The organism is Flavobacterium sp. KH_035 (genome assembly GCF_057839565.1).
Map to the genome: position 1 here is coordinate 3,132,458 of NZ_CM174492.1, position 20,950 is coordinate 3,153,407.

At 35.6% G+C, this 20,950-nt stretch carries 21 protein-coding genes; 4 read left to right on the top strand and 17 right to left on the bottom strand.

Annotation, left to right across the window (positions count from 1 at the left end):
- Positions 1-138: 138 nt before the first annotated feature.
- Positions 139-762 (bottom strand): M949_RS01915 family surface polysaccharide biosynthesis protein, encoded by a 624-nt coding sequence (locus tag AC3IS6_RS12845; protein ID WP_489159874.1) that lies wholly within the window; start codon positions 760-762, stop codon positions 139-141.
- Between the two features lie 175 nt (positions 763-937).
- Here AC3IS6_RS12845 and AC3IS6_RS12850 point away from each other — a divergent pair, with 175 nt between their 5' ends.
- Both AC3IS6_RS12850 and AC3IS6_RS12855 read left to right on the top strand, forming a co-directional pair.
- Positions 938-3,265, top strand: coding sequence for a GH92 family glycosyl hydrolase (locus AC3IS6_RS12850; protein WP_489159876.1), 2,328 nt, complete (start codon positions 938-940; stop codon positions 3,263-3,265).
- 77 nt (positions 3,266-3,342) lie between these two features.
- The gene (locus AC3IS6_RS12855; RefSeq protein WP_489159878.1) at positions 3,343-3,786 is read left to right on the top strand and encodes a hypothetical protein; all 444 of its coding nucleotides are present in this window, start codon (positions 3,343-3,345) and stop codon (positions 3,784-3,786) included.
- Between the two features lie 84 nt (positions 3,787-3,870).
- Here AC3IS6_RS12855 and AC3IS6_RS12860 read toward each other — a convergent pair whose 3' ends face one another.
- From AC3IS6_RS12860 to AC3IS6_RS12930, 15 genes are all read right to left on the bottom strand, one after another.
- A complete protein-coding gene (locus AC3IS6_RS12860; protein ID WP_489159880.1) occupies positions 3,871-5,730 on the bottom strand; it encodes a M61 family metallopeptidase in 1,860 nt (619 codons plus the stop codon).
- A 99-nt stretch (positions 5,731-5,829) separates the two neighbouring features.
- The gene (locus AC3IS6_RS12865) at positions 5,830-6,108 is read right to left on the bottom strand and encodes a DUF2805 domain-containing protein (protein ID WP_173965611.1); all 279 of its coding nucleotides are present in this window, start codon (positions 6,106-6,108) and stop codon (positions 5,830-5,832) included.
- A gap of 120 nt (positions 6,109-6,228) precedes the next feature.
- The gene (locus AC3IS6_RS12870; RefSeq protein WP_489159882.1) at positions 6,229-7,056 is read right to left on the bottom strand and encodes a sterol desaturase family protein; all 828 of its coding nucleotides are present in this window, start codon (positions 7,054-7,056) and stop codon (positions 6,229-6,231) included.
- Between the two features lie 146 nt (positions 7,057-7,202).
- Complete coding sequence (locus tag AC3IS6_RS12875) at positions 7,203-7,445, bottom strand: GlsB/YeaQ/YmgE family stress response membrane protein (RefSeq protein ID WP_173965607.1); 243 nt, start codon at positions 7,443-7,445, stop codon at positions 7,203-7,205.
- Between the two features lie 32 nt (positions 7,446-7,477).
- Positions 7,478-8,185 carry an aquaporin Z gene (gene aqpZ / locus AC3IS6_RS12880; RefSeq protein WP_489159883.1) on the bottom strand — a complete coding sequence of 236 codons (708 nt, stop codon included), beginning with the start codon at positions 8,183-8,185 and terminating at the stop codon, positions 7,478-7,480.
- Between the two features lie 29 nt (positions 8,186-8,214).
- Entirely contained in the window at positions 8,215-8,571 is a 357-nt protein-coding gene (locus AC3IS6_RS12885) for a DoxX family protein (protein ID WP_281922328.1), read from the bottom strand.
- 88 nt (positions 8,572-8,659) lie between these two features.
- On the bottom strand, positions 8,660-9,556 hold the full coding sequence (locus tag AC3IS6_RS12890; RefSeq protein ID WP_281922329.1) for an EamA family transporter: 897 nt from the start codon (positions 9,554-9,556) through the stop codon (positions 8,660-8,662).
- A 210-nt stretch (positions 9,557-9,766) separates the two neighbouring features.
- The gene (locus tag AC3IS6_RS12895; RefSeq protein WP_489159885.1) at positions 9,767-10,909 is read right to left on the bottom strand and encodes a peptidylprolyl isomerase; all 1,143 of its coding nucleotides are present in this window, start codon (positions 10,907-10,909) and stop codon (positions 9,767-9,769) included.
- Positions 10,910-10,951: 42 nt separating this feature from the next.
- Positions 10,952-12,028: a peptidylprolyl isomerase gene (locus AC3IS6_RS12900; RefSeq protein ID WP_489159887.1), complete on the bottom strand. Its 1,077-nt coding sequence runs from the start codon at positions 12,026-12,028 to the stop codon at positions 10,952-10,954.
- A gap of 17 nt (positions 12,029-12,045) precedes the next feature.
- A complete protein-coding gene (gldI, locus tag AC3IS6_RS12905; protein ID WP_489159889.1) occupies positions 12,046-12,687 on the bottom strand; it encodes a gliding motility-associated peptidyl-prolyl isomerase GldI in 642 nt (213 codons plus the stop codon).
- Between the two features lie 7 nt (positions 12,688-12,694).
- Positions 12,695-13,699 carry a DHH family phosphoesterase gene (locus tag AC3IS6_RS12910; RefSeq protein WP_489159891.1) on the bottom strand — a complete coding sequence of 335 codons (1,005 nt, stop codon included), beginning with the start codon at positions 13,697-13,699 and terminating at the stop codon, positions 12,695-12,697.
- Positions 13,700-13,940: 241 nt separating this feature from the next.
- Positions 13,941-15,173, bottom strand: coding sequence for a voltage-gated chloride channel family protein (locus AC3IS6_RS12915; RefSeq protein WP_489159893.1), 1,233 nt, complete (start codon positions 15,171-15,173; stop codon positions 13,941-13,943).
- Positions 15,174-15,293: 120 nt separating this feature from the next.
- Positions 15,294-15,677, bottom strand: a complete 384-nt coding sequence (locus AC3IS6_RS12920; protein WP_489159895.1) for a RidA family protein — start codon at positions 15,675-15,677, stop codon at positions 15,294-15,296.
- Positions 15,678-15,842: 165 nt separating this feature from the next.
- On the bottom strand, positions 15,843-16,148 hold the full coding sequence (locus AC3IS6_RS12925; protein WP_489159897.1) for a chaperone modulator CbpM: 306 nt from the start codon (positions 16,146-16,148) through the stop codon (positions 15,843-15,845).
- A complete protein-coding gene (locus AC3IS6_RS12930; protein WP_489159899.1) occupies positions 16,141-17,061 on the bottom strand; it encodes a DnaJ C-terminal domain-containing protein in 921 nt (306 codons plus the stop codon). The genes AC3IS6_RS12925 and AC3IS6_RS12930 overlap by 8 nt, the downstream gene beginning before the upstream one ends.
- Before the next feature lie 548 nt (positions 17,062-17,609).
- Here AC3IS6_RS12930 and AC3IS6_RS12935 point away from each other — a divergent pair.
- A complete protein-coding gene (locus AC3IS6_RS12935) occupies positions 17,610-18,323 on the top strand; it encodes a hypothetical protein (protein ID WP_173965588.1) in 714 nt (237 codons plus the stop codon).
- 255 nt (positions 18,324-18,578) lie between these two features.
- On the opposite strand, the gene AC3IS6_RS12940 is transcribed toward AC3IS6_RS12935, so the two are convergent.
- Positions 18,579-19,106 (bottom strand): hypothetical protein, encoded by a 528-nt coding sequence (locus tag AC3IS6_RS12940; protein WP_281922337.1) that lies wholly within the window; start codon positions 19,104-19,106, stop codon positions 18,579-18,581.
- A gap of 271 nt (positions 19,107-19,377) precedes the next feature.
- Here AC3IS6_RS12940 and guaA point away from each other — a divergent pair, with 271 nt between their 5' ends.
- Positions 19,378-20,907 carry a glutamine-hydrolyzing GMP synthase gene (guaA, locus tag AC3IS6_RS12945; protein WP_489159902.1) on the top strand — a complete coding sequence of 510 codons (1,530 nt, stop codon included), beginning with the start codon at positions 19,378-19,380 and terminating at the stop codon, positions 20,905-20,907.
- Positions 20,908-20,950 lie beyond the last annotated feature (43 nt).

A 20,950-nucleotide genomic window follows, 5' to 3' on the forward strand; every position in this document is an offset into this window, starting at 1 on the left:
CATATTGTAGGGCCGGATTTTAATCCGGTAAAACGTAATGGAAGGAAAAGAAGAACCATCGGTTCGGCCTATTTTATTAAGAGAATTTAAGAATAGAATTCATTAGAATTTTAAAACTTAAGATTTTTCATTTATTTTCTAACCGTCTTTCAAAATTAAATTTTGTTCTTTTCTAAGTTTGACAACCAATTGATCAATGTGGGTTTTTATTTTTTGCGGTAAAGAATTCCAATTACTGTCTTTTTTAAAACTTCTGCAATAATCCAGATCACATTCTACGGCACGAATCACATATTTTTTGTTTTGGTAGACGGTAATAATTTTGATACGTCTTATTTCGTTGTATTCTGTTTTTGTACCGTAAACGATTACTGGATCGATATATCCGTCTCCGTCAAGATCTTTGGTACTGCTGTATTTTGTCCAGAACCAGATATTTGTTTCTTTTGGATTATAATCTTCCAGCAAATCATTGATTCTCCATTTTTCAAGAAAACCTCCATGATCATTATAGACATAAATGGCCTGGATTTTTGTATTTAAAGTATCTTTTTGGGTGATTGTTTTTTGGTTTTCGCAGAAAAGCAATTCATAAACCCCACTTTTATCTGAGCACTCGAAGGCTTTATAGATTGGAAAATCAGAAAGAGTGCCGAGCTTCCTTTGAGTGATTTCTTTTTTTGTTAGTCTGAGGCTTTCTGTTTTTTGTGCAAAACTGAATGTGCTATAAAGAAGGATCCACAATAAAATATATTTTTTCATGTATGTTATGACATTTTACAGAATCAAAGGTATTTAAAAGCTTTTGAGAACGGATCATTTTATTTTTTTTAAAAGCGTATTTTGTTGTATTTTTCGAACCTAAAAGTATTGGTAAATCGATTTAGTAAATACCAGATACTGTTTTAAGCAAAAAATAATCATTAAAAGAAAACTAATGAATAGAATAAATTGTAAAAATTTTGTTTTTGGATTATCCTTTTTAATATTTGGTTGTACAGCAAATGCTCAGAAAAAAATGACTGAAAAACGAGATCTGATTCAGTACGTTGATCCTATGATTGGGACAGCCAAAATGGGACATACCTATCCCGGTGCAACAGTTCCGTTTGGAAGTGTACAGTTGAGCCCCGAAACGGATACTATAGCTTACAGTACAAATGGAAAATACAACGGAGATGTCTATAAATATTGTGCAGGATATCAATATGAAGATAAAACAATCGTAGGATTTAGTCACACTCATTTTAGTGGGACAGGACATTCTGATTTAGGCGACTTTCTAATTATGCCGACAACAGGAAAGTTACAATTGAATCCGGGCGTTGCTTCAAAACCATTATCAGGTTACCGATCGGCATTTTCCCATACCACCGAAAAAGCGGAACCAGCCTATTACAGTGTGCTTTTGGAAGACCATAAAATTAAAGCCGAACTTACAGCGACAACACGTGTAGGAATGCATCAGTATACCTTTCCGAAGTCAGATGAGGCACATATAATTTTGGATCTGAATTCTGGAATTTACAATTATGATAAAAAAAATGTATGGACTTTTGTTCGTGTAGAGAATGATACTTTGATTACGGGCTACCGTCAGACAAACGGCTGGGCGAGAACCAGAACGGTCTATTTTGCTATGGCCTTTAGTAAGCCTATTAAAAGCTACGGTCAGGCGGCATTAGAAAAAAGCGTGTACAGAGGTTTTTGGGGAAGGTTTGATCAAACGAAAAATTTTCCAGAAATGGCGGGTCAGAACTTAAAATTGTTTTTTGATTTTAATACAGAAGAGGGAGAGAAAGTCAAAATTAAAATGGCTTTATCGCCTGTAAGTTCTGCCGGTGCACTCGAAAACATGAAAAAAGAAGTTCCGGGCTGGGATTTCGAAAAAGTAAAAAAACAAAGTCAGGAAGTATGGAACAACGAACTGAATAAAATTCAGGTGGAGACCATTCAGAAAGAAGATTTGGTAAATTTTTACACGGCTATGTATCATGCCTTTTTAGGTCCGACTGAATACATGGATTTAGATGGGAACTACAAAGGTCTGGATATGAATGTTCATAAAACGGAGAATTTTAAAAACTATACCAGTTACTCGTTATGGGATACCTATCGTGCTTTGCATCCGTTATTCAACTTGGTGCAGCCAACACGAAACTCGGATATGATTAGCTCTATGCTGGCACATTCTGATCAAAGTGTGCATAAGATGTTACCTATTTGGTCGCATTATGCCAATGAAAATTGGTGCATGATTGGCTATCATTCCGTTTCTGTAATTGCGGACGCGATTGTAAAAGGCAATACTCATTTTGATGCTGAAAAAGCACTTCAGGCTTGTGTGAACACTGCAAAAGTACCTTATTATGACGGATTGGAATATTATATGACAAAAGGTTATGTTCCTGAAGACAAAAACGGTGCTTCGGTTTCAAAAACTTTGGAGTATGCTTATGATGACTGGGCGATTGCGCAGGCCGCAAAAAAGTTAGGCAAAACAGAAATTTATAAAGAGTTCATCGAAAGATCTAAAAATTATAAAAATGTTTACGATGCTAAGACGGGGTTTATGCGTCCTAAATTAAACGACGGAACTTTCAAGAAAGAATTTGATCCGCTGGATACACACGGTCAGGGTTTTATTGAAGGAAACTCATGGAATTACAGTTTGTATGTTCCGCAGGATCCAGCAGATATGATCAAATTGATGGGAGGTAATGAGAAGTTTAAAGTTCGTTTGGATTCCTTGTTTAACATGCATTTACCGGACAAATATTTTGAAAACACAGAAGATATTACAAGAGACGGTATCATCGGGAACTATGTTCATGGAAATGAACCTTCTCATCATGTCGTTTATTTGTACAACTGGACCAATTCACCCTGGAAAGCTCAGGACAAAATCAGGATGATTCTGAAAAAAATGTACCGAAACGGAGCCGACGGTTTAGGAGGAAATGATGATTTTGGACAAATGAGTGCCTGGTACATTTTTAGCAGTTTAGGATTTTATCCGGTTGCTCCGGGCTCTGACGAGTATGCATTAGGGAGTCCGTTAGTGAAAAAGGCAGTTTTTAATCTAGAAAACGGAAAGAAATTTGAAGTAGAAACGGTAAATCAATCCGATAAAAATGTGTTTGTGAGCAAGGTTTTATTGAATGGTAAAAAGCTTGACCAACCTTTCTTGAAACATGAAGATGTTATCAATGGCGGAAAAATTACTTTTTATATGAGTTCAAAACCGAATAAAAAACAATATTAAAATTTGATAAAATTTGTACAATTCGTGACGGAACAACAAAAAACTTCCCGAAATTTGCACTTTAAATAAAAGTAAATATGAAAATAAATCTAAAATCAGGAATTGATAAATTGCTTTTCGGAATGAAGCAAAATGATGTTACAGCTGCTTTAGGAAAGCCTGATAAAAATTATAAAGACGAAGATGATAATGTGATTTTTGTATACAATGCACAAAAAATCAGATTGACGTTTTATCAGGAAGAAGAGCTGAAATTAGGTTATTTAGTAGCTTCAAGTAGTGATTTAGAAGTTTTCGGCTTCAAATTAATTGGAAGAAAAATTGCTGATGTCAAGAAAGATTTAGCGACGAAAGGAATTACAAAATATACTCAGGAGACTTTTGATACTTTTGAAAATTATTTTAATGAAGACAATTGGTTCATTCTTCAAACCGAATTTGACGAAATTGTAAAATTCGAAGTGGGTGCAATCATTAACGATAAAGATGAATTTGACTGGAAGTTTCCGGTAAAGAAGTAATCTCATTCTTCAGAATGACAGAACGATCAATACAAAAAAACCGACAATCACTTGTCGGTTTTTTTGTATTTGAATTGAAACGGATTAACCTTTCAACCATGCATTTTTAAGTTTCTCTCTTGAAGCATCTGTTGCTTTAAAAGTTTCTTTTTCTTCAAAAGGCACCTTTACCGTTCCTTTGATAGTTTGTTCAACTCCCGCACGTTTTATTTTAATCGTAATCGGATCATTTTCTTTCCAGTTTTCACTTTCACCAATCAAATCATAAATGTTGTCTAAAGTATACGTTTTATCATTTACCGCAAGAATTACATCTCCTGCTTTAAGGTTTAAATTGGTAAAAAATACATTTAGATCAGTATTAGAACGAACGTTTATTGCTTTAGTAGCTTTATCAACTCCTATATAAGGAGCCTGACCTTTGATGAAAATTGATCCCGGAACTTTTTCAGAGGCTTTGGTAACACCAACTTTAGCCAAATAAAACTCATAAGGAATAGGAGTAGTGCCAGACACATATTTGTTAAGGAACTCCCCAACTTCAGGATAAGTCAATTCAGTTACTTTAGCAAAAAGTTCGTTATCGTTAAATGGTTTTTCAACACCATATTCGCTTGCTAATTTGTGCATTAAATCCAGAATTCCTCTTTCGCCATTGCTTTTTTCTCTGATTATAATATCGATACACATCCCGATCAAAGCTCCTTTTTGATACACATTTAAGTATTGATCTTTATAAGGCTGATCCAATACATTTTTACTCATTACGGTAAATGACATGGTATCGTTTAAACGTTTAGACTGCTCAATTTTATCGGCAATACGGGTGTAAAATTCAGCCTCGTTAATCAACCCCTGATTGATTTGAAACAGGTTGGCAAAATATTCGGTTACTCCTTCGTACATCCATAAATGCTCTGACATTTTTGGTGCATTGTAATCAAAAAACTGAATTTCTTTAGAGTGAATCGTTAACGGAGTTACAATATGAAAAAACTCGTGAGAAACTACATCTTTCATTGATTCTACCAGTTTTTCTTTAGGCATAGATTCCGGCAAAACAACCGTTGTAGCGGTTGGATGTTCCAATGCTCCAAAACCGTGGGCATCATCCTTAGCCATACTTGACAGATACAAAAGAACAGTATACTTTTTGTTAGCATTTACTTTGCCTAAAAAGTTCTTTTGTGCCGTCATCATCGTTTTCATTTCCGGAGTGATACTTTCTGCTGTAAATTTCCCTGTTGGAGAATAAACGGCGATTAAAATATCCATTCCGTTTACGTTGAATGTGGTATAATCAGGTTTAGAGTACATGATTGGATTTTCGACTAAAATAGCATAGCGCGAAGTGGTGAAAACATCACTTGTTTTGCTTGCATCCTCATCGGTCATTGAAGTTGCTCCCCAAAGGGTTTCCGGGTGTGTAATGGTAACTTTATATGGAATTTCAAGTTTGTCTTTAAAATAACCTACAAAACCATGTGTGTTTACTAAGAAATTTACTCCTGCATTGATATTGGTACCAGCTGGAGAAAAGACGTCGTCATTTCCAAATCCCGATCCTTTTTCAGTATCAAAAGTATCTCCTACTAAATAAGTTATTTTTTTAAGCTTTTTAGCATCAGAAATCGACCATGAGTTGTCATCAATTCTTTTTACTACTAATGCATTTCCTTTGGCGTCAAAGGCTTTAAAATCGTCTGAAAATTTACCGTAGTTGTCCGTAGAATAAGTTCCCGGAACCGTTTTTGGGATGCTGTAAATTATTTCGTCTGTTTTGATTTGCGGAGGTGTTACCGTAACCAAAACTTTATCGTCTTTAACGTCAACAAGGTTAATATTAACATCTACGACATTGCTTTTTGCGGCACCTGAAGGGGTCCCTGTTTTACAGCTCCAAAGTGTAACTGCGAGAGCTAGGGTGTAAAGTATTTTTTTCATTTCTTCATGTTTGGTTATTGCTATTTGACTTACAAAAGGTAAAAAAGTTACATTTTGATTAAAAATAAAAAAAAACTCCTGAATCTCAGGAGTTCTATCTTAGTCTAGTTTATTCTTTATATAATATTTGCCATCCAAATCTTCGTCAAAATCGTCTATTTTAACTGGTTTTGGTTTTGGTTTATTTGCAATTGCCTTTTTTTTCCACATCTCAAATTTCTCAAGTGGCATTTTCTTTTTCATGATTTCCAGAACTTCTTTTTCTGCCAATCCAAATTCTTTTTTTATGATTTCAAATGGATTTTTTTCTTCTAAGGCTAACGAAACAACTTTTTCAGTTTGTTCCCAATTCAATTCTTTGCGGTTACTCTTTTTCATCACGTGAAAATTAATTCAAAATAGAGGTTAATGATTAATAGATTGATTTTCAATTTAAGTATCAATATTAATAAAAAAAATAATTAGTTGGTTCGATCAACGATATTTTTTTTACTGATTTTAACTGTTTTTTATGGATCTCGCTTTTTGAAACGGTATTTTTAATAAATTTTTGAGATTGTTGTTTTCTTCAACAGCCATATGGGTGTCTACGCCATAAATTATTTTGTCTTTGGGCAAATTGGTAAAAGTGCCAAAAAGATGGTCCCAAACCGAAAAAATATTCCCATAGTTACTGTCTGTATAGGGAAGAACGTAGTGATGATGTACTTTATGCATGTTTGGGGAAACAATAAAATAACTAAGGAAAACATCTAATTTCTGCGGTAATGCGATATTAGCATGCGTAAATTGAGTTGAAATAACGGATAAAGTCTGGTAAAGAAAAACCATCCACATCGGGCTTCCTATAATCAAAACACCAAGAGTGGTAAAGACAAACCGAATAATGCTTTCGCCCGGATGATGTCGATTTGCCGATGTAGTGTCGATCCAGGTATCGGTGTGGTGTACCAGATGAAAACGCCATAAAATTTTGAACCTGTGTTGTACATAATGGGCAAGATAAGCGCCAATTAAATCCAATAGCAATAAACCAATTATGGTGTAAAGCCACAGCGGTAAAGCAGGCAGCCATTGTAACAGTCCAAAATCGTTCTCGGTTGTCCAGTTGGCTGTTTTAATTAAGATAAAAGCCAAAACAAAGTTGACAACAATTGTAGTGAAGGTCAGGAAAAAATTGATCCGGGCATGTTGCCATTTTCGATATTGGAGGTGAAACAAAGGAAAGGTATTTTCGATCAGCCAAAAGAAGGTGATTCCTCCCATGAGAATTAAACTTCTATGTGAAGACGGAATCGTACTGAAATAGGCAATAATGTCATTCATAAGAATCGAATAAAGTGATACGAAAAAAGTCTGAATAAAGTCACAGGAGAAAGCCGACAGACTTAAGTTGTTCTAAAAAGAAAAGAGAAAACCGAATAGTATTATATTTGATTTTCTCTTTTAAAAGTAAGTTATAAATAAAGGTTTTAAGCTTTTTTGATTAAGCTGATGATAAAGAGTAGTACCCAGGCTCCTCCAACCGCAATTATAATTTGCCATAGAAGTCCTCCTCCGCCAATGCCAAGTCTACCGGCTATCCAGCCACCAATGATACCACCCACAATTCCTACGATGATATTACCTAATAATCCAAAACCTGCACCTTTCCATATCTGACCCGCAAGCCATCCGGATATTGCACCAATAAGTAAAAAATATAAAAATGTCATAAGATAAATTTTAAAGGTTAGAGATAAGTTGATTAAGCTTCGGCATGATTTTGCAATAATGTTTTATAAATAAATCCGGCTACAATCGCACCCAGAATCGGAGCTAGCCAAAACAGCCAGACTTGTGACAACGGCTCTCCCCCAACAAAAATTGCCTGAGATAATGATCTTGCGGGATTTACAGAAGTATTGGTAATTGGAATACTGATTAAGTGTATTAAGGTTAATGCTAAACCAATGGCAATACCGGCAAATCTTCCGTTGGCAAATTTATCTGTAGCACCCAGAATTACCAATAAGAAAAACAGCGTAAGTACAAACTCAGCGATAAAAGCAGATTGCAAAGAATATCCGTCAGGTGAAAATGCTCCAAAACCATTTGAGGCAAAAGCTCCTGCTTTTGTATTATCGATTGCAAAACCGGCTTTTCCTGATGCAATGGTAAATAAAGTCCCGGCTGCGGCGGCTGCACCAACGCATTGTGCGACAATGTAAGGGATTAAATCTTTTGCAGGGAATCTGCCACCTGCCCATAAACCAAAGGAAACAGCAGGATTAAAGTGTCCGCCTGAGATATGTCCTACAGCATAAGCCATTGTTAGTACTGTTAAACCAAAGGCCAGAGCAACACCAGCAAATCCGATTCCTAAATTAGGAATTCCGGCAGCAAAAATTGCGCTTCCACAACCTCCAAAAACCAGCCAATAAGTTCCAAAAAACTCTGCAAATAATTTTTTCATAATAAATAGTTTTAATTAATAGTTGATTGTTAAAAAGTATATTGGTATGCCCATAAAATCAAGACAATCTGAATGGGCAAGCGTATAAACAAAATCCACTTGGGTAAACCAAAACTTGCTTTTTTATTCTGATACATGAAAAGATTGGCAGGAAATACAGCAATTAAAGTAGCTATAATTCCCCACGCACCAAAATGGGAAGTAGCAGGAATCATCAGAAGTATACCGAAAAGAATTTCGGAAATTCCGCTTAAGGTATTTATTAATTTGGGGTTTGAAAAGAATGGGGGAATGATTCGAATGTACATTCCCGGTTTTCTAAAATGATTTAATCCGGCAATAATATAAAGCGACGCCATTAAATATAAATGCCAGGGTAAATTCATGATATAGGATTGTTTATCACGAATTTATAAAAAAATTAACAATTATTGCATTACAAAGATGCTTTTTTTTAGAGCGTTTCTAAATTAGCTAGTTTTTGCGTTTGAAATTTACATTCATAATAATAATGGCCAGGATGATTAAAACAATTCCAACCCATTGCAATAAGATTACTTCTTCATCTAATAAAATGTAAGCCATTGTTACAGAAACAGGAAGCTCAAGTGCAGAAACGATACTTCCAAGACCTATTCCTGTTAAAGGAAAACCTAAGTTCATTAACATTGGAGGAATGATAGTACCGAATAAGGCTAGTATGATTCCCCATTTTGCAAAGATCGCAAGGTTAAAAGGGGTAACCTGTGTTGCCAATGCAAACGAAAACACGATAATGGCACCTCCAAACAGCATGTACAAACTACGTTGTGCCGATGAGATTTCGGTTGCAACGCGATTGGCTGTAAACATGGTTGTCGTGAAAGATACTGCGGCTAACATTCCCCAAACAAGACCTCTCCAGTCCAGTTCGATTTCATTGTGCAGAATATTAGTGGCTAAAACGGTACCAATAAGAACGATAAACACCGAAAATACTTTTTGTCTCGAAGGTAATTTTTTCTCTAAGATCATTTCAAGTAAAACTCCTATCCAAACCGTTTGCATCAATAAAACGATACCAATTGAAACGGGAATGTACTTTACAGCCAGATAATAAAACAAACTGGTCATTCCTAAAGAAGTACCGGCTAGCATTAAACTGAATATGTTTTTTGGAGTTGCTTTGACTACCTTGTCCTTATGTTTTATTTTCTGAAACGTATTAATCAGCAAGATACCAATGATTCCCAATACAAATTGAGAGGTAGTTACTTCGGCGGTAGTGTATCCTTCTGTATAGGCCATTTTTACGAAAGTGGCTAACATTCCATAAGTAGTGGCTCCTAATGCTACTAAAAATACTCCTTTTAATACGTTGTTTTGTGACATCTTAATCTGTTTATTTTAAAAAATTTAAGCCGGCAAAGGTAAGCTATTTTGTTTAGGATTTAATATAAAATATTCAGAAACGTTGTGATTGCGTTTATTCTGCTCTTTTCCTGAGGTTTAAAATTGAAGATTTAACAGATTTGGTAAAATAAAAAAACCACCAGAAAGATACTCTGGTGGTTGATTTTAAGTCCGGTATAGTATTTTGTATTACTTTACAGGCTGTTCTTTATAAGTTTCGATTTCAAAGATCAAAGTTGCGTTTGGCGGAATTACACCTCCGGCGCCTTTTTCTCCGTAAGCTAAATTAGAAGGAAGAAAAAATATGGCTTTTTCTCCATCTGTCATCATGTCTAAAGCTTCAATAAAACCTGGAATCATTCCGTCTTTTTTACCTACAACAAAAGGGAACGCTTTGTATCCTTTTTGAGCGTCACGGTTGGCATCATATTTACCATAAGCTTTTGCTACAGCCGCAATACTACTGTCAAAAAGATTTCCGTCTTCAAAATATCCTGCGTAGTGGAAGTAAATGTTAGAGCCTTCAGCACCTTTAACTCCGGTTCCTTTTTTAGTAACAACATATTTTAAACCTGAAGCTGTTGTAGTAGCTTTGGCTTTAGTAGCAGCAAAATAAGCTGCTTTTTCAATGATTACTTTTTGAGATTCTGCTTTTTTTGCTTCCTGGCCTTTAGCATCTGCAGCAAGTACTTTTACAGCATCAAATTTTTTGGCTGCAGCACCTTTGCGTGTAATAGTAATTTTAGTCATAATATCGTCCTGAACAATTTTATTAACATTGTCCATTCCTGAAACGACATGACCAAAAATAGTATGTTTACCATTTAACCACGGCGTATCTTTATGTGTGATGAAAAACTGACTTCCGTTTGTAGCAGGACCTGAATTAGCCATTGCTAAAACTCCGCCTTTTTCAAATTTCAATTCTGGTACAAATTCGTCTTTAAAGGCATATCCCGGACCTCCTGAACCATTTCCGTCAGGATCTCCACCCTGAATCATGAAATCATTGATTACTCTGTGAAATTTCAAACCGTCGTAAAAAGGTTTTCCTTTAAGTTTTTCAGCTTTAACGTTAGGGTTAGTTCCTTCTGCCAACGAAATAAAGTTAGCTACGGTTACCGGGGCTTTTACATATTCTAAAGAAAGGACTATGTCTCCTTTTGTGGTTGCTATTGTAGCAAAAATGCCTTCATTTGGATTCGCTTTTGGTGCTGCTTTTGCTGCTCCAGCTGTCGTTTTTGGCTTTGTTTTGGCAACTGGTTTTTTTGTAGTCTGAGCGTTAATGTTTACTACAGCCAGACAAAATAAGAATAGAAATTTAAACTTCATGATGTTCCGAATTTAAGTCTATGTTGGTTTCTTTTAAATAAACTATTGTGGTTTCTCTAATAATTGAATTTCGAAAATAATATTTGCATTTGGCGGAATTACTCCTCCTGCACCGGTTGCTCCGTATGCCAGGTGCGCCGGAATAAAAAGAACTGCTTTGTCTCCAAATGAAAGTTGTTCAATTCCTTCGATAAAACCAGGAATCATTCCGTCTTTACGACCAGCCTGGAAAGGAATTGGCTGATATCCTTTTGCTTCAGCTCTTGCAGCATCAAATTTTCCAAAAGCTTTATTAACTTCTTCAACACTTGAATCAAATAAAGTTCCGTCTTCTAAAAAGCCTGAATAATTAATGTATAATTGCGCTCCTGTAGCCGGTTTTTTACCCGTTCCTTTTTCAGTAATTACGTACTCTAAACCTGAATTAGTTTTAGTTGCTTTAGGTTTTATTGAAGCTAAGTAAGCTACTTTTTCTTTTTGTACTCCGTTATATTTGCTTTTTTCTTTGGCAATTTCAGAGAAATAATCGTGAAATACTTTTACAGCATCAAACTTTTTGGCAGCTTCACCGTTTCTGATGATTTTTACCGAAACAATTTTATCATCCTGTTTTATTTGATTTACAACTTCTTGTCCTTTTTCAACAACATGACCAAAGATGGTATGCTTTCCATCTAACCACGGAGTTTCAAGGTGTGTGATAAAAAACTGACTGCTGTTTGTCGCTGGGCCATTGTTTGCCATTGCCAGAACACCTGCTTTGTCAAATTTCAAATCGGTAATTTCATCTTTAAATCTGTATCCTGCATCTCCGGAACCTGTTCCTTCAGGATCCCCGGTTTGAATCATAAAATTATCAATAACCCTGTGAAACTTTAATCCGTCATAAAAAGGTTTGTTTTTTAGATAATCTTTGGTTACAAACTCGCTTTTACCTTCGGCTAAGGTTACAAAATTAGCAACCGTAACAGGTGCTTTTTTATAATCTAATTCGACAATAATGTGTCCTTTATTGGTTTCAATATCGGCATATAAACCATCAGGTAAGTTGCTGTGTTCGTCTTTACAAGAGTATAATGAACTAACGGCAAGTAATACTAGTAGAATACTTTTTTTCATTTTTTTAGCTATTGTTTTTATGGGTTTAATGTATCTTTTTTGGTTTGAGTTACAGTTTTAGGAGCTGCTGTCTTAGGTGTTTGCGTTGCCGTTGTTGCTGGTGCAGCTGCCGGATCCGGTACAAAGTTGCGAAGTGTAACGGTACACATTAAGGACTGATTAGGACCGATTTTTTTATTATCTCCATGATACCCGTAAGCAATATGAGAAGGAAATAAGAAAGTCACAGTTTCATTTTTATGCATCATTTTAATACCGTCACGCAATCCCATCATGATATCCTGCTTATCTACATAATACGTTTGAGGACCAAGATCGGCTTCAGAATAAATGATTTTGCCATTTATATCTTTTACTTCTAAATTAAAATAAGCGATGTCGCCTTTTTTAGGAGTTTGCAGATCGGTTTCATTTCGTTCGTCATAATACAGCCAGTATCCTTTTCTGGTTGCATAGTATTTTATTTTTGGATTACTTTTGATTATCTTTTTGATAACGTCTTCTTCATTGGCTACTAATTTTTTATTTCGATCGGCTGATTTTTTCATAAAGGTACCTGAAGCCTGAGAAATAGGTCTTCTCGCGTCTTCATGTTGTTTACAGCTAACCAATAAAACGGCAAAAAGTAGGGCGCAACTGCCTCGTTTTAAGTAGTTCATATTTGTGTTATATTTTTAGTTTGTTTACTAAATCTTCAAATTTCTTTAAGGTTTCTTCCATCGAAACATCTGATCTTCCTCCTGCTGCATTACTATGTCCGCCACCATTAAAATGATCTCTGGCAAACTGATTTACGTCAAATCCTCCTTGCGAACGAAAAGAAATCTTGATGATTTTCTCTTCTTTATTTTCGATAAAAATAGCAGTAAAAACAATACCTTTTATACTTAATCCATAATTAACAACGCCTTCGGTGTCTCCTTTTGCATAATTAAAAGAATCCAGTTCATCCTGAGTAAGCGAAGTGTAAGAGGTTTTATGCTCTTCCAGAACTTTCATGTTTTGTAATGCACGGCCTAACAATTGCAAACGGCTGTATGAACTGTTGTCAAACAATAAAATTGGAATTTGGGTATTTTCAACACCTAAATCAATTAGATCTGCAATGATACGATGCGTATTTCCTGTCGTTCCCGGAAAACGGAAAGAGCCGGAATCTGTTAATATTCCTGTATAAATACAGGTAGCTATGGTTTTGTCCAGATCCTCTTTTTTGCCTAAGAAAGAAATGAAATTATAAACCATTTCACAGGTCGATCCAAATGAAGTATCCGAGTAGGTATAAAGGGCATAATCATCAGGTTTTTGGTGATGATCGATCATGACAAACGGAGCAGTTAGCTTCGCTAGGGTATGTTCCATTTCACCGGTACGATGAAAAGCATTAAAATCGAGTGTAAAAATAAGCTCGGCTTCTTCTAATATTTGGGTGCAGTTCTCTGTATCTTTTTCAAATATTTTAACCGTTTCAGAACCTGGAAGCCAGGCTAAAAAATCCGGAAAATCATTCGGTGCAATCACCGTTGGCTGATGATTGTTTTTAAATAAAAAATGGTATAAACCTAAGGTTGAACCCATAGCATCTCCGTCAGGACCTCTATGCGGAATTATGACGATTTTCTTCGGGGTTGCGAGTAATAATTGTAACGCTTGAATATCTTGTATTTTCATAGTGTGCGAATTTACATTTTTTTAATGTAATGCTGAAATCATTTTTTATAAGTTATTTGTGCTGTTATTTGTAAAATGTGAGATGTAAAATGTGAGATGTAAAATGTGAGATGTAAAATGTTAAAAGTGATAAGTGATAAGTGATAAGTGTAAAGGTTATAAGCTTGTGTCTCCTATTTTACGATTCATGTTTTATATCCTACATCTTACATCTCACATTTTACATCTCACTATTTACATTTCACAGTCTCTGATACAACTTATACTTAGCTCCTTTTACAATTTGTGATTTGTAAATTCCAACCGAACCGGATGAAAAATAGGCTATGGTACAGGCGATAGCGATGAAAATTCCGGATTGGATGCCAAAAAGTTCCATGCCCATAATGGTGCAGGCGATAGGGGTGTGGGTTGCTCCCGAAAATACAGCTACAAATCCAAGACCTGCTAAGAAAGCAATTGGTAGTGGAATTATTAAAGACAAAGCGCTTCCTAAAGTAGCCCCCACAAAGAACAACGGAGTCACTTCACCGCCTTTAAAACCTGCTCCAAGAGTGAATCCGGTGAAGAGAATTTTAAGCAGGAAGTCGTACCACGGATTAGCGTTTGAAAAAGAATCGACAATTATAGGTACGCCTAAACCTGAGAATTTCGTTAGTCCGAAACCTGCAATAGCAATGGCTAAAACAATTCCTCCAATAAAAGGACGCAGCGGAGGATATTTGATGTTTTTTGAAAAGAGAGATCCCCAGAAATGGGTGCTTCTCGAGAAAAGCAAAGCTGCGAAACCGGATAAAACACCGATTGCAATCACATAAAATAAAGTGGATGGGCTAATTTCAGGAACAAGCGGAATGCTATAATGGGTGTGTTTTACCTGCCAGAATTCGACTGTAAAATAAGCGGTATAAGCGACCAAAAATGACAAGAGGATACTCTTGAAATTGATTTTACTGAAATATAAAACTTCCAACGCGAAAACTGCTCCTGCGAGAGGAGTTCCAAAAACAGAGGCAAAACCTGCACTGATTCCGAGGATGATTAGAATTCTACGTTCAGTATTATCCAGTTTAAAAAGTTTTGTAAACTGATCGGAGATAGCGCCACCCATTTGTACAGCAGTTCCTTCACGTCCTGCCGAACCTCCAAATAAATGTGTGAGTAAGGTTCCTAAAAGTACTAGAGGAGCCATTTTAAACGGAATGATTTTTTTTGGGTTCTCGTATTCTTCGAGCAATAAATTATTGCCTTTTACGACAGATTCTCCCCAGTAATAATAACTCAATCCAACTAATAATCCACCAAAAGGCAAAAACCAGATTAGCCAGTCGTGCTGAATTCTAAATTGTGTAACCCATTCTAAAGAAACTAAGAAAAATGCCGAAGCAGATCCAGACAGGATACCAATTAGAATGCAAATGAGAATCCATTTGAAAACAGTAAGGAGTGTTTTTTTTGGGGTTTGAGAAGCCATTAATAAAGTTAGTTTTTTAGCCACGAATTCACGAATACAACGAATTTTAATTTAGACAAAAATAATCTTTTTAATCCCTTAATCAGTGGCTAAAAAAATCGTGAATTCGTGGCCGAAAAATTATTGTACAACAGCTGTAAATTCTATTTCAACTAAATATTCCGGTGCAACCAGTTTACTGATTTCATAAAAACCAGTTGTAGGTTTAATGTCTTTAAAAAATGAAGAGTGCGCTCTCGCTACTTCTTCAAAAGTCGAAATATCTGTTGTGAAAATTCGTGTTCTGATGACATCTTTCATTCCAACATTTAAATCTTCTAAAACTTTTTCAACACGCTCCAGGATGTTATAGGTTTGGGCATAAGCATCACTGGCTTTTACTTTTTCACCATCAACAATAGCCACAGTTCCTGAGACTTCAATGATGTTGCCGATTCTTACCGCACGACAATATCCCATTTTGTCCTCCCAAGGCGATCCTGTTAAGATGTTTTCTCTTTTCATTTTTTATGGTTTATTGAATTTGCTTTTTTGTTTTTTAAGCAAATTCGGGTTTGTTAATAGGGTTGCAATTTATGAATTATGCCGATAAAAATGAGCGCGATCGAATTGAAATCACTTCGGGATTCATTCTTTTTTGTGATATTTTCAATAATTAAAATCTGTTTTTTAATCGATTTGATGCTGCTCGTAAAGCCGAAGTTTGTTTTGGGTTGTAGTAAGATTTTGCTGAAGTGTTTCGATTTTGTTGAGTAAGTTTGCAATGACATCAAGGCCTTCAAGATTAATTTTCAGGTCGTAATGAAGACGTATCATCTTTTCGACTGCCGGTAATTGTTCGGGTTGGAAATATTCATCTTCCTCAAGCATTATAATTTTGATCAAACCATAGTTATGCAACTCCGTTATAAAGGTGTTTTCAATTTCGTGGTACAAACAAAATTGTTTTATCTGGATTAAGTTTTTATTACTCATGATTTCTTAATTTAGCTAGTTCTTCGAATAATTCTTTTTCTTTTGCGGACAGTTTTGTCGGGATTTTTATCGTGTAAGTAATATATAAATCGCCGAACTGATTCTCTTTTTTGTACAGCGGAAATCCTTTTCCTTTTAGTTTTACCTTAGTTCCGGGTTGGGTTTCGGCGGGTACTTTTATTTTTACTTTTCCATCAAAAGTGGTCACAAAAATTTCTCCTCCTAAAATTGCAGTGTATAAATCCAGTTCAACATCGGCATATAAATTATTGCCTTCTCGTTTGAAATCGGAATTGTTATCGATTAAAAAAGTAATATACAAATCGCCATTCGGACCACCATTTGCACCAGGAGCACCGTGATTTGGAATTTTGATGATCTGTCCGTTTTCGACTCCTGCCGGAATAGTGATTCGGATATTTTTTCCATTGACACTTAAGTTCTGTTTGTGTGTGGTATAAGCAGCCGCCAGATCTAACTGTAATTCGGCATTAAAATCCTGTCCTCGATATTTTGCCTGACTTCTGGAGCTTCTTCCTGAAGATCCATACATAGAATTGAAGAAATCGGAGAAATCACTTTCTGAAAAATCTCCGCCGCCAAAATCATTGTAACTTTGATTGTCTTGTTGTTGTCTGGAATATTGCTGTTGGTTAGGATCGTAACCTGCTTTCTCAAACTCATCGGCATGTTTCCAGTCTTTTCCGTATTTGTCGTATTTTTTTCGATTTTCAGGATTGCTTAAAACCTCGTTGGCCTCATTTATTTCCTTGAATTTTCTTTCCGCTTCTTTGTCATTCGGATTCAGATCGGGATGGTATTTTCGTGCCAGTTTCCGGTAAGCTTTTTTGATTTCCGCTTCAGTTGCAGACTTTGTGATTTCTAATACTTTATAATAATCAATATAATCCATGGTTTGAAAATTTAATAAATTAGCTATTTCATCAGGTATTTTAAAGAGATAGGAGTATGTTTTATTTGTTAAGTGTCATTATTTTTAGCACATAGAGATATAGAATTTATCACTGAAAAAAAAGGCGTTTCACTTTAAATAAAACGCAGAGCCTTATGGGAAAGAAATAGATTTCTCTCAGATATTTTTTTTATAGGATCATCTTTAGTGCTGCTTTTAAAAAGATTGAAGTTAGGAATAAGTTGCTAATTATCAAAACGATGTTTTTCGAATATTTAAAAAACTAACATTTCCATAGTTTCAGAAGTACACGATTGATTTGGTATTTGGAGTTTCAGAATTTGGAGTTTCAGAATTTGGAGTTTTAGATTTGAAATTAATTTGACCCTATTTGTAGTTTTTGGCAGGTTTTTTGATTCCAAAAAAATGCATAATATAGTGTTATAAAAGTCTTAAAGTTGTAGAGCCTAACTATATTATGTTATTTTTGTGATGCCAGACCCTGATTTTATTCCAATTATAAAAGCCGATTCGATAATACTTTTTAAATGAAACACATCTTATTTTTCATATTGTTTTTTACTGCTGTTACTGTATCAGCGCAAAAGGAATTTGGAACGAAATTCAAGCCAATTGCGGCGCCTAAATTTGGGGCAAAACCCAAAAAGACTCCAATTCCGGAAATAAAAGATCCACAGGGTGAAAATTTGGATATGCCAGGTATTAAAACTCCTAATGTTTTTGACAATACCAGTATTACGCCAAAATCTCAATTTCAGATTGGAGCCGAAAAAAGTAAATTCACGATGTCTACCGAAACTGATTTTGCCAATCCCGGAGATCGTTACGTGCCCAAAATGGAGAAAGATTTAGATAAAGCTTTAAGAGATGCCGGTTTAAAAGAAGGACGCGGAACATTAGTAAAAAGAAATATTTCTTTGGGCGATTTCAGAACAAAATCACAGTATTTTATTGTGAAATTCCGTGATTTTGGAGCCATTGATGGCGATTTGGTCAAAGTTTCTTCTAATGATAAAGTAATAAAAGATCAGCTGTTTTTGGATTCCAGTTTCAAAGACGTAAAAATTATGCTGACAGATGGCTTTAATAAACTTGATTTTGAAGCACTGAATATAGGTACCTTAGGTGGAAATACCGCCGAAATTCAAGTCTACGATGATAAAGGTCAATTAGTAACCAATGATTATTGGGATAATCTCGCCGCAGGATTTAAGGCTTCGATTATTGTGACAAAAGAATAGTTTTTTTTAAGTTGCTAAGGAGCTAAGTGACTAAGGTTCTAAGTTTTAAAAAAAAACTTAGAACCTTAGTATCTCAGAACCTCAGAACCTCAGAACCTCAGAACCTCAGAACCTCAGAACCTCAGAACCTCAGAACCTCAGAACCTCAGAACCTCAGAACCTCAGAACCTCAGAACCTCAGAACCTCAGAACCTCAGAACCTCAGAACCTCAGAACCTCAGAACCTCAGAACCTCAGAACCTCAGAACCTTTTTTCTAAAATGGATCCGCAGTCACTCTAAACTTCATTTCTGCTTTTACGGTTACGTCTTTGGTAAGCGTTTCTTTTAAAGTAACTTTTGTTCTGATTTTATATTTATCTGCTTTAATGTACTGATCGAGTCTTGCATCCGTGCAAATTAAATCGATATTGTTGGTTGAGGCATTAATGTTGTCCTGATAGGCAAGTTCTATTTCATCAGAATCTGTGGTGGAAATATACAAATGAACAGATTTTAAAAACGTAAATGTTTTATCGGTTGGGTTTGTAATCATTAGTTTAAGCGATTTCAACTTAACGTCTTTTACTAAACTGGCTTTCGTTTTATTGTTTTCAAATTCGGCAGATGAATTTGTAGTCACATCAGGCGTAATAATTTCTGATGGCAAATTGATAGGAGAAGTGCTTTTAATCTGAATCGAAGTTTCGTTGGAAATAGTAAACGTCAATAAATCATCTACTGCATCACAAGAGCTTAAAAATAAAGATAAGAAGAGGGAGAGAGCAATTAATTTTGATTTCATAGTTAAATTTTAATTGGTTTTTTCGTTACTTACGAAATAATCTGGTTTTTGGATTTTTTTGCGAAGGTACTAAGATACTAAGTTGCTAAGGTACTGAGGTGCTAAGTTTTTTTTAGAGGTGCTAAATTACTAAGGTATTGAGGTGCTAAGTTTTTCTTTTTTTTTAGAGTTCAGTACCTTAGAATCTTAGCGCCTCAGCCCCTTAGAATCTTTAAATAAAAAAAATCAAAATTCCATTTTTCAAATTCGAATATAAAAAGTATTTTTGCGCATGCAACACAACGTACTTATTTTAGATTTCGGATCGCAATATACTCAGCTTATTGCGCGTAGAGTTCGCGAATTAAATATATTCTGCGAAATTTTCCCTTACAATCACTTTCCTAGTGATTTATCACCTTATAAAGCCGTAATTTTAGGAGGAAGTCCTTTTTCTGTTCGTGCAGAAGATGCTCCGCATCCTGATTTATCTCAAATTCGAGGCAAGCTTCCAATGTTGGCAGTTTGTTACGGAGCACAATACTTAGCGCATTTTAGCGGAGGTGAAGTAGCTGCTTCAAACACCAGAGAATACGGTAGAGCTAATTTGTCTTATATTAAAGAGAATGAAGTTTTCTTTAATGGAGTTTCTGAAAACAGTCAGGTTTGGATGAGTCATAGTGATAGTATTAAAGCTTTGCCAACCAATGCTGTAAAATTAGCAAGCACGCACGACGTGGAATTTGCTGCTTATAAAATTGAAGGCGAAACGACCTATGCTATTCAGTACCACCCGGAAGTTTTTCACTCTACAGACGGATCAAAAATGCTGAAAAACTTTTTGGTAGATATCGCTGAAGTTCCTCAAAATTTTACACCAAATGCTTTCGTAGAAGAAATGGTGGGAGAATTGAAAGAGAAATTAGGAAATGATAAAGTAGTTTTAGGATTGTCAGGAGGAGTAGATTCAACTGTAGCGGCGGTTTTATTACATCAGGCAATTGGAAAAAACCTATATTGTATTTTCGTAAATAACGGTTTACTTCGTAAAAACGAATTCCAAAATGTATTAGATCAATACAAAGGAATGGGATTGAATGTAAAAGGAGTAGATGCAGGAGATCGTTTTCTGTCTGAATTAGCCGGAATCAGTGATCCTGAAACCAAACGTAAAACTATTGGTCGTGTATTTATCGAAGTTTTTGATGATGAATCACACTTAATCGAAGATGTAAAATGGCTGGCACAGGGAACTATTTATCCTGATGTTATTGAGTCAGTTTCGGTAAAAGGACCATCGGCAACGATCAAATCGCACCATAACGTAGGTGGATTGCCGGATTATATGAAATTAAAAATTGTAGAACCACTTCGAATGTTGTTCAAAGACGAAGTTCGAAGAGTAGGAGCTACTTTAGGAATAGATCCTGAGTTGTTAGGAAGACATCCTTTCCCTGGACCAGGATTATCAATTAGAATTTTGGGAGATATCACTCCGGAGAAAGTTCAGATTTTACAAGATGTTGACGCTGTTTTTATCGAAGGATTGAAATCCTGGGGATTGTATGACAAAGTTTGGCAGGCAGGAGCAATCTTGCTTCCGGTAAACAGTGTTGGGGTAATGGGTGATGAGCGTACTTACGAAAAAGTAGTGGCGCTTAGAGCCGTTGAATCAACAGATGGTATGACAGCTGACTGGGTGCATTTGCCTTATGAATTCTTAATGAAAGTGTCTAATGACATCATCAATAAAGTAAAAGGAGTGAATCGTGTTGTTTACGATATCAGCTCAAAACCACCTGCAACAATTGAGTGGGAATAGTATTGTTTTTCCAATTAAGGCGTTACATTTGTAACGCCTTAAT

What these genes read in the sequence shown, in the direction of transcription:
- AC3IS6_RS12845 (WP_489159874.1), bottom strand. Translation starts at nt 762, where the DNA reads ATGAAAAAATATATTTTATTGTGGATCCTTCTTTATAGCACATTCAGT.
- AC3IS6_RS12850 (WP_489159876.1), top strand. Translation starts at nt 938, where the DNA reads ATGAATAGAATAAATTGTAAAAATTTTGTTTTTGGATTATCCTTTTTA.
- AC3IS6_RS12855 (WP_489159878.1), top strand. Translation starts at nt 3,343, where the DNA reads ATGAAAATAAATCTAAAATCAGGAATTGATAAATTGCTTTTCGGAATG.
- AC3IS6_RS12860 (WP_489159880.1), bottom strand. Translation starts at nt 5,730, where the DNA reads ATGAAAAAAATACTTTACACCCTAGCTCTCGCAGTTACACTTTGGAGC.
- AC3IS6_RS12865 (WP_173965611.1), bottom strand. Translation starts at nt 6,108, where the DNA reads ATGAAAAAGAGTAACCGCAAAGAATTGAATTGGGAACAAACTGAAAAA.
- AC3IS6_RS12870 (WP_489159882.1), bottom strand. Translation starts at nt 7,056, where the DNA reads ATGAATGACATTATTGCCTATTTCAGTACGATTCCGTCTTCACATAGA.
- AC3IS6_RS12875 (WP_173965607.1), bottom strand. Translation starts at nt 7,445, where the DNA reads ATGACATTTTTATATTTTTTACTTATTGGTGCAATATCCGGATGGCTT.
- aqpZ (WP_489159883.1), bottom strand. Translation starts at nt 8,185, where the DNA reads ATGAAAAAATTATTTGCAGAGTTTTTTGGAACTTATTGGCTGGTTTTT.
- AC3IS6_RS12885 (WP_281922328.1), bottom strand. Translation starts at nt 8,571, where the DNA reads ATGAATTTACCCTGGCATTTATATTTAATGGCGTCGCTTTATATTATT.
- AC3IS6_RS12890 (WP_281922329.1), bottom strand. Translation starts at nt 9,556, where the DNA reads ATGTCACAAAACAACGTATTAAAAGGAGTATTTTTAGTAGCATTAGGA.
- AC3IS6_RS12895 (WP_489159885.1), bottom strand. Translation starts at nt 10,909, where the DNA reads ATGAAGTTTAAATTTCTATTCTTATTTTGTCTGGCTGTAGTAAACATT.
- AC3IS6_RS12900 (WP_489159887.1), bottom strand. Translation starts at nt 12,028, where the DNA reads ATGAAAAAAAGTATTCTACTAGTATTACTTGCCGTTAGTTCATTATAC.
- gldI (WP_489159889.1), bottom strand. Translation starts at nt 12,687, where the DNA reads ATGAACTACTTAAAACGAGGCAGTTGCGCCCTACTTTTTGCCGTTTTA.
- AC3IS6_RS12910 (WP_489159891.1), bottom strand. Translation starts at nt 13,699, where the DNA reads ATGAAAATACAAGATATTCAAGCGTTACAATTATTACTCGCAACCCCG.
- AC3IS6_RS12915 (WP_489159893.1), bottom strand. Translation starts at nt 15,173, where the DNA reads ATGGCTTCTCAAACCCCAAAAAAAACACTCCTTACTGTTTTCAAATGG.
- AC3IS6_RS12920 (WP_489159895.1), bottom strand. Translation starts at nt 15,677, where the DNA reads ATGAAAAGAGAAAACATCTTAACAGGATCGCCTTGGGAGGACAAAATG.
- AC3IS6_RS12925 (WP_489159897.1), bottom strand. Translation starts at nt 16,148, where the DNA reads ATGAGTAATAAAAACTTAATCCAGATAAAACAATTTTGTTTGTACCAC.
- AC3IS6_RS12930 (WP_489159899.1), bottom strand. Translation starts at nt 17,061, where the DNA reads ATGGATTATATTGATTATTATAAAGTATTAGAAATCACAAAGTCTGCA.
- AC3IS6_RS12935 (WP_173965588.1), top strand. Translation starts at nt 17,610, where the DNA reads ATGAAACACATCTTATTTTTCATATTGTTTTTTACTGCTGTTACTGTA.
- AC3IS6_RS12940 (WP_281922337.1), bottom strand. Translation starts at nt 19,106, where the DNA reads ATGAAATCAAAATTAATTGCTCTCTCCCTCTTCTTATCTTTATTTTTA.
- guaA (WP_489159902.1), top strand. Translation starts at nt 19,378, where the DNA reads ATGCAACACAACGTACTTATTTTAGATTTCGGATCGCAATATACTCAG.